The organism is Nonomuraea sp. NPDC051298 (assembly GCF_055586305.1).
The window spans coordinates 1-15,005 of record NZ_JBVJIM010000009.1; the positions used below are offsets into that span (position 1 = coordinate 1).

The 15,005-nt window shown below is 69.7% G+C and carries 14 protein-coding genes and 2 tRNA genes; 5 read left to right on the forward strand and 11 right to left on the reverse strand.

What is annotated here, in order from left to right; translation table 11 throughout:
* The first annotated feature begins 393 nt into the window (after nt 1–393).
* Entirely contained in the window at nt 394–798 is a 405-nt protein-coding gene (locus ACZ6S0_RS25070) for a hypothetical protein (RefSeq protein ID WP_465921755.1), read from the forward strand.
* A gap of 217 nt (nt 799–1,015) precedes the next feature.
* The gene (locus ACZ6S0_RS25075; protein ID WP_465921756.1) at nt 1,016–1,204 is read left to right on the forward strand and encodes a hypothetical protein; all 189 of its coding nucleotides are present in this window, start codon (nt 1,016–1,018) and stop codon (nt 1,202–1,204) included.
* Here the strand turns inward: ACZ6S0_RS25075 and ACZ6S0_RS25080 are convergent.
* From ACZ6S0_RS25080 to ACZ6S0_RS25120, 9 genes are all read right to left on the reverse strand, one after another.
* On the reverse strand, nt 1,171–1,854 hold the full coding sequence (locus ACZ6S0_RS25080) for a response regulator (RefSeq protein ID WP_465921757.1): 684 nt from the start codon (nt 1,852–1,854) through the stop codon (nt 1,171–1,173). The genes ACZ6S0_RS25075 and ACZ6S0_RS25080 overlap by 34 nt on opposite strands.
* Nucleotides 1,851–4,346: a DUF4118 domain-containing protein gene (locus ACZ6S0_RS25085; RefSeq protein ID WP_465921758.1), complete on the reverse strand. Its 2,496-nt coding sequence runs from the start codon at nt 4,344–4,346 to the stop codon at nt 1,851–1,853. Before ACZ6S0_RS25085 ends, ACZ6S0_RS25080 begins: the two co-directional genes overlap by 4 nt.
* A gap of 9 nt (nt 4,347–4,355) precedes the next feature.
* Nucleotides 4,356–4,823 (reverse strand): group II truncated hemoglobin, encoded by a 468-nt coding sequence (locus tag ACZ6S0_RS25090; RefSeq protein ID WP_465921759.1) that lies wholly within the window; start codon nt 4,821–4,823, stop codon nt 4,356–4,358.
* A gap of 111 nt (nt 4,824–4,934) precedes the next feature.
* Nucleotides 4,935–5,011: transfer RNA gene (locus ACZ6S0_RS25095), tRNA-Met, on the reverse strand.
* A gap of 111 nt (nt 5,012–5,122) precedes the next feature.
* Nucleotides 5,123–5,199, reverse strand: a tRNA-Met gene (locus tag ACZ6S0_RS25100).
* A 53-nt stretch (nt 5,200–5,252) separates the two neighbouring features.
* Nucleotides 5,253–8,237, reverse strand: a complete 2,985-nt coding sequence (locus tag ACZ6S0_RS25105) for a UPF0182 family membrane protein (protein ID WP_465921760.1) — start codon at nt 8,235–8,237, stop codon at nt 5,253–5,255.
* A gap of 129 nt (nt 8,238–8,366) precedes the next feature.
* Entirely contained in the window at nt 8,367–9,413 is a 1,047-nt protein-coding gene (locus ACZ6S0_RS25110) for a YlbL family protein (RefSeq protein WP_465921761.1), read from the reverse strand.
* 10 nt (nt 9,414–9,423) lie between these two features.
* The gene (locus ACZ6S0_RS25115) at nt 9,424–9,849 is read right to left on the reverse strand and encodes a molybdenum cofactor biosynthesis protein MoaE (protein WP_465921762.1); all 426 of its coding nucleotides are present in this window, start codon (nt 9,847–9,849) and stop codon (nt 9,424–9,426) included.
* Nucleotides 9,850–9,865: 16 nt separating this feature from the next.
* Nucleotides 9,866–10,939, reverse strand: coding sequence for an NAD-dependent epimerase/dehydratase family protein (locus ACZ6S0_RS25120; protein ID WP_465922049.1), 1,074 nt, complete (start codon nt 10,937–10,939; stop codon nt 9,866–9,868).
* Between the two features lie 130 nt (nt 10,940–11,069).
* Between ACZ6S0_RS25120 and ACZ6S0_RS25125 the strand changes: the two genes are divergently transcribed.
* The 3 genes from ACZ6S0_RS25125 to ACZ6S0_RS25135 are packed head-to-tail and all read left to right on the forward strand — an operon-like array spanning nt 11,070 to nt 13,869.
* The gene (locus ACZ6S0_RS25125; RefSeq protein ID WP_465922050.1) at nt 11,070–12,290 is read left to right on the forward strand and encodes a zinc-dependent metalloprotease; all 1,221 of its coding nucleotides are present in this window, start codon (nt 11,070–11,072) and stop codon (nt 12,288–12,290) included.
* Nucleotides 12,287–12,847 (forward strand): NUDIX hydrolase, encoded by a 561-nt coding sequence (locus tag ACZ6S0_RS25130; protein WP_465921763.1) that lies wholly within the window; start codon nt 12,287–12,289, stop codon nt 12,845–12,847. The genes ACZ6S0_RS25125 and ACZ6S0_RS25130 overlap by 4 nt, the downstream gene beginning before the upstream one ends.
* Before the next feature lie 35 nt (nt 12,848–12,882).
* On the forward strand, nt 12,883–13,869 hold the full coding sequence (locus ACZ6S0_RS25135) for an endonuclease/exonuclease/phosphatase family protein (protein WP_465921764.1): 987 nt from the start codon (nt 12,883–12,885) through the stop codon (nt 13,867–13,869).
* On the opposite strand, the gene ACZ6S0_RS25140 is transcribed toward ACZ6S0_RS25135, so the two are convergent.
* Both ACZ6S0_RS25140 and ACZ6S0_RS25145 read right to left on the reverse strand, forming a co-directional pair.
* On the reverse strand, nt 13,856–14,440 hold the full coding sequence (locus ACZ6S0_RS25140; RefSeq protein WP_465921765.1) for a DUF2064 domain-containing protein: 585 nt from the start codon (nt 14,438–14,440) through the stop codon (nt 13,856–13,858). The genes ACZ6S0_RS25135 and ACZ6S0_RS25140 overlap by 14 nt on opposite strands.
* Nucleotides 14,437–14,952, reverse strand: a complete 516-nt coding sequence (locus ACZ6S0_RS25145; protein WP_344883689.1) for a M48 metallopeptidase family protein — start codon at nt 14,950–14,952, stop codon at nt 14,437–14,439. The genes ACZ6S0_RS25140 and ACZ6S0_RS25145 overlap by 4 nt, the downstream gene beginning before the upstream one ends.
* Between the last annotated feature and the right edge of the window lie 53 nt (nt 14,953–15,005).

The following is a 15,005-nucleotide window of genomic DNA, read 5'->3' on the forward strand; positions in this document are numbered from 1 at the left end:
AGCCGTTCAAGTCTCTGTCAAATTGACCCGACTCGCACAACCTGCAGAAATTAAGCCCGCCCCCTTTCGGAGACAACCCCTCTAACTTACCAGCCCATCCGAATCGATGCGAATCCACCGAAAGGACAACCTTGAAGGTAGTGGGATTTGCCGGGCATCTCGGAGGCTCTGAGAACCCCTTGACCGCCCTGCGCGAAGCAACTCTAGCAGCCCGACGCGCCTACTCAGGCCCACTCAGGTAATCACTGGGTTCTTCCCTCACCACCTGACGCTCAAACCTCTCCCATGAACCCCCATGGCGACACCTCCAGGCAAGCCGACGGCAAGTCAACCGCAATCGCCCCCCGGTACGAAGTAGGTCACGAGCATTCTGCGCTCTCGGAGGTGTCCGCTATGACCCGGTCGGAGTTCGACGACATCCGCGCGTTTCTCGCCGACGAGGCGACCCGTGCTGGTGACCTGCTGCGGATCGCCAGGACTCTGATCGACGACCTCGAGTACGCCCGAATGCGCGAGGCCATGCTGCGTACCCACTATCTGCGCCTGCTGACGGCGGCGCGGGCGACGGTGGCGGCCGAGTCGCTGGGCGCGCCCGACGCGCTGACCTTCGTCAGGCACGAGCTGGCCGAGCGGGGCCAGTTGCCGACGGACGGGGAGGCGGCGCAGCGCATCCTCTCCGACGCGCGTACGGCGGCCACGTTGCTCGCCTGCCTGGAGGACCAGGCCACGGCGCAGACCCGTCGGCGACGCATGCGCCTGCGGCGCTGCGTCGGCACCGGCCGCGCCCTCCCCCGGTAACCCGGCCCGGCAACGCCGGCGACGCCTTGCCAGGGGCCGAACGCGCGGCAGCGCCGCCAGCCCTCCGGAAAACCGAACCAACGACTGACAGGACGACAACTTCGGGCATACCCGCCCTTGGTCAGCCGCCTGTAAGACTCCGCATATGTGGCAGCGGGGGATGAATTGGGCGGCAGTCGTCATGGTTGGGCTATTTGGCCTGATGTGGGTCGGCGTCGTGATTTATGCGGACCAGGGGTCGTCGCTCTGGATGCGCGTCGCGCAAGTGCTCTTCGGGCTCTTGCTGCTGGTCTGGGCCGGGCACAAGACGGTCCTCATGCTGGGACGGCAGGGCACGGCCGGACCGTACGACGCCACACCCGGCCCCCACCCCTACGACGACGGCGGCTCCGGCTGGAAGCGGTAGCCCATCCCCGGCTCGGTCAGCAGGTGCACGGGCTGCGCCGGATCCCGTTCGAGCTTGCGCCGTAGCTGGGCCATGTACTGGCGCAGATAGTGCGTCTCCTTGAGGTACGCGCTCCCCCACACCTCGGTCAGAAGCTGCCGCTGGCTGATGAGCTTGCCGGGGTTGCGCAGCAGGATCTCCAGAAAGTGCCATTCGGTCGGCGTCAGGCGCACCCCGCCCGAGATCGTCTTGTCGGCCAGGTCGATGACGTGGTCGCCCACCCGTACCGTCGCGCTCTCCTCGTCGTGCTGGCCCGTGCGCCGGGTCACCGCGCGCACCCGCGCGAGCAGCTCGTCGATGCTGAACGGTTTGGTGACGTAGTCGTCGGCCCCGGCGTCGAGCGCGTCCACCTTGTCGGTGCTGTCGGCGCGTCCCGAGAGCACGATGATCGGGATCGAGGTCCAGCCGCGCAGGCCCTGGATGACCTCCACCCCGTCGAGGTCGGGCAGCCCGAGGTCGAGGATGACCAGGTCGGGGTGCCACTCGGCGGCCTGGCGCAGCGCCGTGCCGCCGTCGGGGGCGATCGCGACCTCGTACTGTCTGGCCGCCAGGTTGACGCGCAGGGCCCGCAGGATCTGCGGCTCGTCGTCCACCACGAGTACGCGCGTCATGCGGCCCGCCGCAGCGAGATGGTCATGGTCAGTCCTCCTCCGGGTGTGTCCTCAGGCACCAGCGTGCCGCCCATCGCCTCGGTGAGGCCGCGTGAGAGCGCCAGGCCGAGCCCCACGCCCGTGTGGTTGTCACGGTCGCCGAGCCGCTGGAAGGGCAGGAATACCCTTTCATGGGCTTCTGTCGGGATTCCGGGGCCCCGGTCGATGACCCGGATCTCGACGTGGTCGCCGTGCGAACTGGCGCTGACCAGTACGGGTTCGCCGTCGGGGCTGTGGCGCAGGGCGTTGGCCATCAGGTTGACGAGCACCCGTTCCAGCAGCGCAGGATCGGCGGTCAGCTCGGGGAGTTCGGACGGGATGTCGCTCGCGATACGGTCGCCCAGCGGCTCGAGGTCGTCGACCGCGTGCGGCAGGACGTCCTCGATCGCCACCGGTTCGAGCTTCAGGCCGAGCGCGCCGGCCTGCAGGCGGCTCATGTCGAGGAGGTTGGACACGAGCCGGTTCAGCTTGATGAGCGACTCGTCGGCGGTGGCGAGGAGTTCGGCACGGTCGGCGTCCGACCAGGTGACGTCGGTGCTGCTCAGGCTCTCGACCGCCGCCTTGGCCGAGGCGAGCGGCGTACGCAGGTCGTGGCCCACGGCGGCGAGCAGCGCGGTACGCATCCGGTCGGCCTCGGCCAGCGGCTCGGCCCGTTCGGCGGCCTCCCGCAACCGCTGCTGCCGCAGCGCCACCGCCGCCTCCGCCGCGAACGCCTGGAGCACCCGCCGGTCGCTGGCCGCCAGCAGCCGCCCGCGTGCGGCGAGCACGAGCCGGTCGTCGATCACGACGTCGGTGTCGGCCGTCCCCGGGCTGGTGGCCGGAATCCCCCCAGATGTGGACACGACCCGCCAGCGTCCTGGTTCGTCGTCGTCCTTCTCGAGCAGGGTCACGGCCGTCAGCCCGAACGTCTCCCGCATCCTGGCCAGCAACGACGGCAGCGCCGCCGCGCCCCGCAGCACGTGACCGGCCAGCGTGGACAGCACCTCGGCGTCGGCCCGCGAGCGCGCCGCCTCCCTGCTGCGCCTGGCCGCCAGGTCCACGACCGCGCTGACCATGGCCGCCACCAGCACGAAGATGGCCAGCGCGAGCACGTTCTCCGGCTCGGCGATGGTCAGGGTGCGCAGCGGCGGCGTGAAGAACCAGTTGAGCAGCCCGAACCCGAGCACCGCCGCCGTCAGCGCCGGCCACATCCCGCCGGTGAGCGCCACGGCCACCACGAACAGCAGGAAGAGCAGGATCTCGCTGGGCAGCGTCAGGTTCAGCGGCTGGAGCGCGGCCGTGAGCAGCGGCAGGCCGAGCAGCGCGAGCGCCCAGCCGGCCAGCCGCCGCCGCTGGGTCAGCGCGGCCTGCGACCTGACCCGGTGGCCCTGGCCGGTCGCCTCGTGCGGGACCGTGTGCACGTCGATCGCCCCGGACAGCGCCGTCGTGGTCGCGCCCACCCCGCGTGTGAGCAGCCGCTTGCGCCTGGACGCCCCGAGCACGAGCTGGGTCGCGTTCACGCCGCGGGCGAACTCGAGCAGCGCGCGCGGCACGTCGTCGCCGACCACCTGGTGGTACGTGCCGCCCAGGTCCTCGACGAGGGCGCGCTGGCGTACCAGGTTGGCGGGGTCGCCGCCCGAGGTCAGCCCGTCGGCGCTGGTGATGTGCACGGCGAGCAGGTCGGCCCCCCTGCCGCGGGCCGCGATGCGTGCGGCCCTGCGGACGAGCGTCTCGCCCTCGGGGCCTCCGGTGAGCGCGACGACCACACGTTCGCGGGCCTCCCAGGTGCCGGCGATCCCATGGTCCGTACGGTATCGGCCGAGTTGCTCGTCCACCTTGTCCGCGAGCCAGAGCAGGGCCAGCTCCCGCAGGGCGGTCAGGTTGCCGACCCGGAAGTAGTTCGCCATCGCGGCGTCCACGCTCTCGGGCCGGTAGACGTTGCCGTGGGCCAGCCTGCGGCGCAGCGCCTCCGGCGCCATGTCGACCAGCTCGATCTGGTGGGCCCGCCGTACCAGCTCGTCGGGGACGGTCTCGCGCTGCGGCACGCCCGTGATCTCGTGGACGACGTCGTTCAGCGATTCGAGGTGCTGGATGTTGAGGGTGGTGACGACGTCGATCCCGGCGTCGAGGATCTCCTCGACGTCCTGCCAGCGCTTGGGGTTGCGGGAGCCGGGGACGTTGGTGTGGGCGAGTTCGTCGATCAGGGCCAGGACGGGGGCGCGTTCGATGACGGCCGCGGCATCAAGCTCGGTGAAGCTGGTGTCGCGGTACGTCAGGGTCCGGCGGGGCAGGACTTCGAGCCCGTCGAGGAGGTCGGCGGTGCGGGCGCGGCCATGGGTCTCGACGAAGCCCACGACCACGTCCTTGCCGCGTTCGCCGGCCCGCCGCGCCTCGCTGAGCATGGCGTACGTCTTGCCCACCCCGGGCGCCGCGCCCAGGTAGACGCGCAGCCGTCCTCTGGCCCTGCCTCCCATTCCTCCAGGTTAAGGCTGATACGGCGGCGCGACCCCCCAGCCCCAGTGCGGCACCGGAGCCTGCGGCGGTGGCGTCGCACCGGGCTGGGAATTGGCCTTGGCCAGCCTGGTGCCCCACTCGACGTAGCCGGCGAACGCGGCCCTGAACTCGGGGTCGTCGGGCAGCCCCACCTCGTCGGCCGCGTCCATGAGCAGGTTGACCCATCTGCGGCGCTGCGGCTCGGTGATGGCCTTGCCCAGGTGGTGGCGGAGCATGACCGGGTAGCCGCCGCGCTCTTTGGTGTAGCGGTCGGGGCCGCCGAACACCTCGCTCAGCCACATGGCCACGTGTTCGGGGTGGCCGGGGTCCATGTTCGCGAACAGCGGCCCGATCAGGTCGTCCTCGATGACGTGGCGGTAGAACACCTCGGTGAGTCGCTCGAACGCCTCGGTGCCGCCCGCCCATTCGTACAGTGTCGGTGGTTCCTCGTCAGTCACGTAATCATGTAATCAGGTCGCTTGGGTCGCGGACAAGCCCGGTGCTTGTCGGTGCGGGAAAACGAAAAAGTCCCTGACCTCCGGAAAAACCGGAGGTCAGGGACTCTGTTTTGGTAGCGGGGACAGGATTTGAACCTGCGACCTCTGGGTTATGAGCCCAGCGAGCTACCGAACTGCTCCACCCCGCGTCGGTGTGTTGGTACTTACTATACAGGCTGCCGAGGGGTGCTTGGACCAATAATCCCCGGCGTTTACACGCAAAAGCCCGGTCTCCGTTTCCGGATCCCGGGCTGTCGGCGTGGTAGCGGGGGCAGGATTTGAACCTGCGACCTCTGGGTTATGAGCCCAGCGAGCTACCGAACTGCTCCACCCCGCGTCGTCGTGCTTTTAAAGGCTACCGGTGGCGCGGGGTGGGCGCAAACTGAATGGCTAAGACGTGCCCGCCGCCTGTGATCCCGCCGGTGACGCCGTTGGCGGCGCCGACGGGGTTGCCGACGGTGAGCCGCTGGGCGAGGCCGGTGGCGGCGCGGTCGGCGAGGCCGACGGGGACGCCGACGGACCCGCCGTCACCGTCGGAGCGGGCGCCGGCACGTTCGCCCCCTCCAGCGCCTTCAGCGCCTCCTCCAGTCGCTTCTGGGCGTCGCCGTAGGCGTCCCAGTCGGGCGGGCTGGCCTGAAGGGCCTTCTGCGCGTCGGAGTAGGCCTGCTTGGCGTTGCCGATCGCCGTGCTCAGCGCGGAGCTGGTCTGCTCGGTCTCGGACTGGCTCTGCTCCTGCTGGTTCTCCTGCGTCTGTTGCTGTTGCTCGGCGCCGAAGACCTCCTGGAGTGCCTCCTCCAAGGTGCGCGCCACCCCGATCTTGCTCCCGAACGACACGAGGATCCGTTGCAGGATCGGGTACGGCTCCTGCCCGCCGCCCGCGGCCACCTGGATGTACACCGGTTCGATGTAAACCAGGCCGCCCGCGTACGGGAGGGTCAGGAGGTTTCCGTAGCGCACCGACGAGGCGCCCACGCCGAGCAGGTTGAGCTCACCGGCAAAGCGGCTCTGGAAGGCGTTCTGTGCCTGGCCTGGACCCGGGATGGGCGTGCTCGACGGCATGCGCAGGATGCGCATGCGGCCGTAGTTGTCGCCGCCCGAGGAGTCGACCGCCATGAACGCCGCCAGGTTGGGCCCCTGTCGTGGCACGAACGTCGTGGTCAGCGAGAATGTCGACTGCTCGCCCGGCATCGTGGTGGTCAGGTAGTAGGGCGGCTGCTTGATGTTCCTGTTGCCCTGGGTCGGGTCGTTGGGGACGTTCCAGAAGTCCTGGCCGCTGTAGAAGGCGGCGGGGTTGGTGATGTGGTAGCGCGACAGGGTGTAGCGCTGCACCTTGAACAGGTCTTCCGGGTAACGCACGTGCTGGCGCAGCTCGGGGCTCATCTCGGAGGCCGGGCGGATGGTGCCGGGGAAGGCGTTGCTCCAGGTCTTGAGCACCGGGTCGTTGTTGTCCCAGGCGTAGAGGGTGACCGTGCCGTCGTAGGCGTCGACCGTGGCCTTGACCGAGTTGCGGATGTAGTTGATCTTGTCGATCGGCTGCTGGGCGATCACGCGGCGGTCACTGGAGGTGTCGCGCGTCATGTCGCCGAGGCTCTCGCTCTGCGAGTACGGGTAGCTGTTGGACGTCGTGTACCCGTCGACGATCCACTGGATGCGCCCGTTGATGATCGCCGGGTAGGGGTTGCCGTCGAGCGTCAGGTACGGCGCGACCTTCTGGACCCTGTCCCGCGGGTTGCGGACGTAGAGGATCTTGGAGTTGTCGTTGATGTCGCCGGACAGGACGATGTTCGCCTCGCCGTACTTGGCGGCGTAGAGGAGCCTGTTGAAGAACGAGCCGACGGGCACGCCGCCCCGGCCGGTGTAGGTGGTGTTCTTCTGGCCCGTGCCGCCGGTCTCCGGGTAGTCGAGCTCCTGCGGGTTGCTGGGATTGCCGCCCGCGATCACGTATTCGGCGGAGGACGCGTTCTCGCCGTAGTAGACGCGCGATTCCTGGAGCTTGGCGCTGTCGACCAGCGGGCCCGTGACCGGCATGTCCTTCGCGTCGTACGCGGGCAGTCCGCTGGCGTCGACCTGGTTGCCGGGCGCGGCGACGAAGCCGTAGCCGTGGGTGTAGATCAGGGCCCGGTTGATCCAGTTGTTCTGGCCCTCGGGCGGCGCCGTCATCTCGCGCACGCCGACGATGTGGTCGACCAGCTTGCCCGTGCTGTCGGGGTAGCGGTCGACGTCGAGCGGGTCAGCGAAGCTGTAGAAGCCCCTGATGCGCTGCGTCTGCTCGTACGTCGAGGAGACCAGCGCCGGGTCGAGCAGGCGCACGCCGGAGACCGAGGTGTCGCCGTTGGCCTGGACCTTGGCCGGGTCGGCCTGCGCGTTGTAGGTCTCGACCTCGGTCTTGTCGACGTTGTACGCCTCTCGGGTGGCCTCGATGTTGCGCTGGATGTAGGCCGCCTCCTTGCCCTGCTGGTTGGGCTTGACCTGGAACTGCTCGACCAGCGCCGGGTAGACGCCGCCGATCAGGATGGCCGAGAGCACGAGCAGGCCGAACGAGACCCCTGGCAGCATGCCACCGGGGCGCACCACGCCGGCGAAGAAGAGCGCGGCGCAGATCAGCGCGATGATCGCGAGGATGGTCTTGGCCGGCAGCACGGCGTTGACGTCGGTGTAGGAGGCGCCGTGCACGAAGCCCCGGTCGGAGAAGACGAGTCCGTACCGGTCGATCCAGTAGGCCACGGCCTTGAGCAGCACGAAGATCCCCAGCAGCACCGACAGGTGGACGCGGGCCGCCTTGGAGGCGTGCACGCCGGGGGACTGCAGCCGGAACCCTCCGTAGAGGTAGTGCGTGATGGCCGCCAGCACGATCGAGATGATCACGGCGGTGAACAGGAAGTTCAGCACCATCCGGATGAACGGGTAGTCGAACATGAAGAACGAGATGTCCATCGAGAACAACTTGTCCTGCTTGCCGAACGACGCACCGTTGACGAACTGCAGCCACGTCTCCCACTGCCCCGAGAACGAGGAGCCGGAGAAGAGCGCGAGCAACCCCATGCCGACGATGAAGATCAGCTTTCGGTGGGGATCGAGCGCCATCCGGTAGCGGTCGGCGCCGCTGCCCCCGCCGAACATGGCGGGCCCGAACATCGGCCGGGTGCGGAAGGCCAGCAGCATGTTGCCGCCCGCGATGGCGACCATGAGCAGCGCTCCGACCACGAACAGCACGATCTGGGTCAGCACCACACCGGTGAAGACCGACGTGAAGCCCGTCGAGTCGTACCACAAGTAATCGGTAAATATGCCCGAAAACAGGAAGAATAGGGCAACGATCGCCACGAGTGCGATCGCCACAGGCAGAAGCAGTCGCGGACGGCGGGGCAACCGCATCGCCCTGCCGGCTCCTGGGGTCCGGAAGCTCAAGGCCAACCCCTCGTCGTGATGAAGAAACGGTCCGTGTCTGGCAACCTACACCGCGGTGCCAGCCGTACGGCTAACGCGTGACGAGCGCCAGAAGTTTCATCCGGCCTCGCATGCAGGCACCTTTCCCTTCCCGGCGCGCAGCGCGTCGAGCGCCTGCACCGCATCGTGCAACGTGTCGGCCTTGACCAGCCGTAGCCCGTCGGGCACGGCCTTCATGGCCTCTGCGCAGTTGTCGGCGGGCGTCAGGAAGACCGTGGCGCCGGAGTCTTTCGCGCCCACCAGCTTCTGGGCGATGCCACCGATCGGCCCCACCTCGCCGGTCGGGGTGATCGTGCCCGTGCCGGCGATCTTCTTGCCGCCGGTCAGCTCTCCCGGCGTGAGCTTGTCGAGTATGCCGAGCGAGAACATCAGCCCGGCGCTGGGCCCGCCGACGTCGCCCACGTTGATGTCGACGTCGAACGGGAACTTGTACGTGGACTGCATGTTGACGCCCACGAGGGTCTGCTTCTCCGGCCCCGCCACGGTCTGCACGGTCACGTCGAGCTTCTCCTTGCCCCGCGTGACGGTGAAGACGACGTCGTCGCCCGGCTTGTGCGCCTTGACCGTGTCGGCGACCACGGTGACGTCTTCGGCCGGCTTGCCGTCGACGGCGTTGATCTCGTCGCCCTGCCGCAGCTTGCCGTCGGCGGGCTTGCCCTTCTGCGTGGACGCCACGCTCACGCCCATGGTGTAGGGGATCTTCAGCTCGTTGAGTGCGGCGGCGGTGGCGGAGTCTTGGGAGTTGGTCATCTCGACCGTGTTCTCCTCCTCGACCTCCTTGGGCGTGCGGTCGGGAGCGAAGATGCTCTCCTGCGGCACCACCGCCACGGTCGGGTCGAGCCAGCCGCGCAGCGCCGTCAGCAGGTCGATCTTCGCGGCCGGGCCGCCCTGGTAGGCCACCGTGACCAGGCTCAGCGCGCCCGTGGTGGGATAGGTCTCCCTGCCCTTGATCGAGATCACGGGCTTCTTGTCGACCTCGCCGATGGTGTTCTCGGTCGGGCCGGGGCTCAGCACGACGTACGGGACCGGCCGGAACGCGCCCACGACCCCGAGTGCGAGCACGAGGAATCCCGCGAGCAGCAAGGTCAGGGCGCGTCGTGACATGTCCTCGAGCCTATGCGCCCGCGCCGACCCATTCGGTCTCGCCGTCGGCGAACACCTGGTGTTTCCAGATCGGCACCTGCGCCTTGAGGTCGTCGATCAGGCGGCGCGCCGCCGTGAACGCCTCGTCGCGGTGCGGCGCGGCGACCGCGACGATCACCGCGGCGTCGCCCAGCTCCAGGTCACCCACCCGGTGCACGGCGGCCACGGCCGTCACGGGGAAGTCGGCGGCCACCTTCTCGGCCACCTGCCGCAGCTCGGCCTCCGCCGACGGGTGCGCCGAGTAGGACAGTCGGGTCACCGGCTTGCCGTGATCCTGCTCACGCACGGTGCCCACGAAGAACACGGTGCCCCCGGCGGCGTGGTCGCCCACGGCCGCCAGCACCTCGTCGACGGAGAGCGGGGTGTCGCGTATGCCGAGCAAGCGGATGACGTCCACGGAAAAAGCCTAACCTTTACTGGCGCCGCTTCTTACGCACCTGGCGCACGATCGCGGCGGTGCCGATGACGGCCACGGTCGCGCCCGCGGCGGTGAGCGTGGCCTCCTTGACGGGCAGGCGGCGGCCCACCACGGTCGTCCTGTTCTCGCGCAGTTCGAGTAGCTGCTCGAACGCGGCCTCGTTCGTCCACGACGGCTTCCAGCCGGCCTCGCGCAGCGCCGCGCAGTCGACGACCCAGGGGTAGACGACGTAGTGCAGGTCCGTTGCCGGGGCCGGGGTGACGCCGAGCCGGTGCAGGCGCTGGGCCGTGCCGAACGTCAGCCCCGCGGGCAGCTCCAGGCTCCGGATGCCGGACAGCTCTTCGACCTGCTCCTGCTCCAGCCAGCCGTCACTGCCGACCGCCACCACGCCGGTGACGGCGCCGCGCGCCGCCAGCTCCAGCGCCGAGACCAGGTCGTCGATGTGGCAGAACTGCCAGTGCGGGCTGCAGCCCTTGACGGTCAGCAGCCTGGGCGACTCGAAGTGGCGGGTGATCACCGTGTCGACGCCGGGGCCGACGACCGCGGCCGGGCGCAGCACGGTCAGCTCCAGGCCGGGATGGCTGCGCAGGGACCTGCGCAGCAGCGACTCGATCTCCAGGTAGTCGCCCACGACGCCTGTGTCGGGCTCGGCGGCCACGGGAGCGTCCTCGGGCAGCGGGACCTCGTTGTCGGGCGCGGCGCCGTACACCATCGCGCTGGTGACGAGCACCACACGGCGTACGCGGGCCGCGGCACAGGCCGTCAGCACCGTCTGGGCGGCGCGCAGGTTGTACGCCCGCCGCTCCGCCGGGTCGGAGTCGACCGCGTAGTCACCGGCCAGATGGACCAGGACGTCGATGTCGGAGATCCGGTTCGCCAAGAGCGGATCCCGCACGTCGATCTCTCTCCACGTGGCTTCCTGGATGTCGCCGCGCTGCTCGTCGATGGCCACCACTCTGCGGAAATCCGCGGCGGACACGAGCCTCGCGAGCAGTTCGCGGCCGAGGCCGGAGGCCGCGCCCGTGACGGCTACGACGGGTTGGCGCGGGTGTTTCGAGGTAGGCACCAGGTCCTCACTTTGCACTGATCCGCCGTGGGACGACTAACGTGGCGGATGTGGACTCCTCCATCCTGCACGAGGTAGAGCGGTGACTGACCTGCCAGGTCGCGAAAACGACCCTAACGAGAACCCGTTCGCCATGTTCGGCAACCCTGAGCAGATGGCTCAGGCGATGCGCCAGTTCGCCGACATGCTGTCGGCGCCCCAGGGTTCCGGCCCTGTCAACTGGGACATGGCCAAGAACATCGCCCGGCACGCCGTGGTCGCCCAGGGCGACCCGAGTGTCATGGAAGGCGAGCGACGCCAGATCGTCGACGCGCTCAGCCTGGCCGACCTGTGGCTGAACGAGGCGACCACGCTGCCCAGCGGCGTGTCGAACCCGCAGGCGTGGAGCCGGTCCGAGTGGATCGAGAACACGATCCCGATCTGGCGCAAGCTCTGCGAGCCGATCGCCGAACGCATGGTCGAGACCATGGGCGGCGCGCTCGGCGGCTCCGGGTTGCCCCCGGAGGCCCAGCAGATGGCCGGGCCGCTGATGGGCATGCTGAAGCAGATGGGCGGCATGATGGTCGGCCAGCAGATCGGGCAGGCGCTCGGCTCGCTGGCGCGCGAGGTCATCGGCACCACCGACATCGGGCTGCCGTTGTCCGACACGGCCGCGCTGCTGCCCGGCGGCATCGCGTCGTTCAGCGAGGGCCTGGAGATCCCGTCCGACGAGATCAGGCTCTACCTGGCGCTGCGCGAGGCCGCGCACCACCGGTTGTTCCAGCACGTCCCGTGGCTGCGCTCGCACCTGCTCGGCGCGGTCGAGGAATACGCCAGGGGCATAACTCTCGACACCTCGGCGCTCGAAGAGCAGATCCGCGAGCTCGACATCAACAACCCGCAGTCCATCCAGGAGGCGCTGAGCGGCGGAAACCTGCTCAAGCCCGCGGAGACCGAGCGGCAGAAGGCCGCCCTGGCGCGGCTGGAGACGATGCTCGCGCTGGTCGAGGGCTGGGTGGCCACCGTGGTCGACCGGGCCGCGCAGGGCAAGCTGCCCTCGGCCGTGGCGCTGGCGGAGACCGTACGCAGGCGCCGCGCCACCGGGGGGCCCGCCGAGCTGACGTTCGGGACGCTGGTGGGGCTGGAGCTGCGGCCCAGGCGGCTGCGCGAGGCCGCCGCGCTGTGGAGCGCGCTGGAGGGCGAGCGCGGCGTCGAGGGGCGCGACGCGCTGTGGGGGCACCCCGACCTCATGCCGACGGCCGACGACCTCGACCACCCCGACGCGTTCGTCCGCGGTGAGACGGCGTGGGACCTCTCCGCGCTCGAGGACAAGCCCGACGAACAGGGCGAGGACGGCGAGGGCGGCAAAGGTTGAGCCTGCACGGTGACGCGGTGGCGGTGCTGTCCGCCTGGACCGCGCCGACGCGAGCTGAAGAGGCGCTGCGCGTGGAGTTCCTCGAGCACCTGCGCGAGCACGCCGACGCGATGTGGCGTGCCTGCGTGCCAGGGCACCTGACGGCGACGACCGCGGTGTTGTCGCACGACGGTGCCATGGTGCTGCTCACGCTGCATCCGAAGGCCAAGATGTGGCTGCCGATGGGCGGTCACTGCGAGATCTCCGACACGTCACTCGCGACGGCGGCGCTCCGGGAGGCGTGGGAGGAGTCCGGGATCTCCGATCTCGAACTGCTGCCGGGCCCGCTCGCGCTCGACCGGCACGAGGTCTGGTGCCATCCGCCGCGCAGTTGGCACCTCGACGTCGAATACGCGGCCGTGGCGCCTCCCGGGGCCGAGGCCGTGATGAGCGACGAATCGCTCGATCTGCGCTGGTTCCCCGTCGACGACATCCCCGAGCTGTCCGACGAGGCGACACGGCGATTGGCCGCACGTGGACGCGCGGTGCTCAGCTCAGGTTCGCGCGCGCTTGGTTAGAGTCCTCTTGGGTCGTTCCAGGAGGAGGGCTTCGCGTGGAGACTTCTGCCGTCGGCGGCACGATCGTGACACCCGTACGCAAGCGCGCGAAATTCCCGGGCACGGCGCTGACCTGGCTGGCCGTGTCCCCGTTCGCCGCCTGGGCGGTGGCCAGGGTGGCGGGGCTGGAGCGCGGGTCGCTGCCCACGCAGCTCATGACCGGGACCCCGTACGCGGCGGCGGGCTCGCTGGTCTCCCTCCTGATCGCCGCGGTCGCGCGCAAGCGCGCCGCGACGGCCGTCGCGCTCGTCGCCACCACGGCGCTCGGCCTCAGCGTGCTGCCCAGGGCGCTGGGCGCGGGCGACGCAGGGGCCGGCAGGCCGTTCAAGGTCATGACGATCAACATGCTGTTCGGCCGGGCCGACGTCGCGACGATCATGAAGCTGGTCCGCGAGTTCGACCCTGACGTGCTGAGCACCCAGGAGCTGACGCCCGGCGCGGTCGCCGACCTGGACGCGGCCGGGCTCAAGGAACTGATGCCGCACCGCGTGCTCCTGGACCAGTGGAACGCCGGGGGCAGCGGCCTCTACTCCAAGCATCCGGCGCGCCCGCTGCCGGGCCTGATGCCGGACATCGGCCACCAGATGCCCGCGGCGACGATCTCGCCGCCCGGCGGCGCGCCCATCGATGTCATCGACGCGCACCCGTTCCCGCCGCTGGGCGCGTACGTCGACGACTGGAACGCGGCGCTGGCGGCCTTCCCCTCCGCCTCCCCCGACCGCGTCCGCGTCATCGCGGGCGACTTCAACGCCTCGCTCGACCACGCCGCCATGCGCGATCTGCTGGCGCGGGGCTACAAGGACGCGGCCGACCAGGTGGGGGCGGGGCTGATCCCGACGTGGCCGGCGAACAAGCGGGTGCCGCCGCTCATCACGATCGATCACGTCCTGGTGGATCGGCGGATCGGGGTGCGCGAGGTCAGCGTGCACGACGTGCCCGGCACCGACCATCGGGCCGTGCTGGCCCAGCTCAGCGTGCCCTGACCAGCGCTCTGGTGTTGTCCCAGCCTTCGAGGCCGGGGTCGAGGCGGTCGAGGTCTTCCGGGGCGCGCAGGCGGTGCCAGCCGGGGGTGGTGGCCACCCTGCGGGGGCCTGGGGCCTGGGCGCGGAGGTCTTTTACCACGTCGTACGCGTCGAGGTCGGGGGCGGCCCACTCCGGTGCGGGCAGGGCGCAGGCCATGGCCACCGCGCCGCCGTTCTCCGCGGGGCAGACGGCGACCTCGGCCCTGCCCAGCTCCCTGAACAGCTTGCCGACCAGCAGGGGCGGCAGGTCGGGCGCGTCGGCGTTGACCACGGCGGCCTGGTCGGCGTGGAGGCGTTCGAGCGTGGCCTTCAGTGGTTCGCCCTCGGCGATCGTGATCACCTCGGTGCCCGGCCAGACGATGTCGTCCAGGCCGGGAACGCTCGTGATCAGGACCGGGGTGACGAGTTGGAGGCCCGCGACCATCTCGTACGTGTCCTCGGCCATCGCCACGAGGAACTCCCCCGGATCGACGCCGGGCGGGGCGGCCTGGGCCATGCGCCGGCGTACCAGGACAGCGGCGAGGCGCGTCAACACTCCTCCGGCGCGGTGTGGGCGGCGGCGGAGAACCCCTCCAGGAACCCGCGGGCCCGCTCGGCCTTCGGATACTGTTCGACCAGGGCCCAGAACTTGGGTCCGTGACTCGGCACCAGCAGGTGCACGAGCTCGTGGATGATCACGTAGTTGATGACCCACTCGGGCAGGCCCTTGAGCCTGGTGGAGATCCGGATCGTACCGGTCTCGGGGGTGCACGAGCCCCAGCGGTGCTGCTGGTTGTCGACCCAGCGGACGCTGACGGGGTCGGGCTCGCCGTCCAGATATCTCGCCGACAGCTCCTTGGCCCGCTCCAGCAGAGCCTCGTCGGTCGGCCTTCGCCTGCGTTCTTTGGCGGCCAGCCGATCGAGCATCCGGCTCACCCATTCATCCGCGTCTTCGCCGCTCAGCCAGGCGGGCAGGAGCACGATCGTCTTGTCGCCGTCGCGGTAGGCGGACACCGTACGCCGGCGACGAGAACTGCGACGAACCTCGACTGTCTCGGGGGGCACATATGCACGTTAGCCGAGACAGGCGAATTTCCACAGAGGGCAGACGTTGTTTC

Excerpts from the sequence above, each read along its gene's own strand:
- ACZ6S0_RS25070 (WP_465921755.1), top strand. The coding sequence starts at position 394 with ATGACCCGGTCGGAGTTCGACGACATCCGCGCGTTTCTCGCCGACGAG.
- ACZ6S0_RS25080 (WP_465921757.1), bottom strand. The coding sequence starts at position 1,854 with ATGACGCGCGTACTCGTGGTGGACGACGAGCCGCAGATCCTGCGGGCC.
- ACZ6S0_RS25085 (WP_465921758.1), bottom strand. The coding sequence starts at position 4,346 with ATGGGAGGCAGGGCCAGAGGACGGCTGCGCGTCTACCTGGGCGCGGCG.
- ACZ6S0_RS25105 (WP_465921760.1), bottom strand. The coding sequence starts at position 8,237 with ATGCGGTTGCCCCGCCGTCCGCGACTGCTTCTGCCTGTGGCGATCGCA.
- ACZ6S0_RS25110 (WP_465921761.1), bottom strand. The coding sequence starts at position 9,413 with ATGTCACGACGCGCCCTGACCTTGCTGCTCGCGGGATTCCTCGTGCTC.
- ACZ6S0_RS25125 (WP_465922050.1), top strand. The coding sequence starts at position 11,070 with ATGTTCGGCAACCCTGAGCAGATGGCTCAGGCGATGCGCCAGTTCGCC.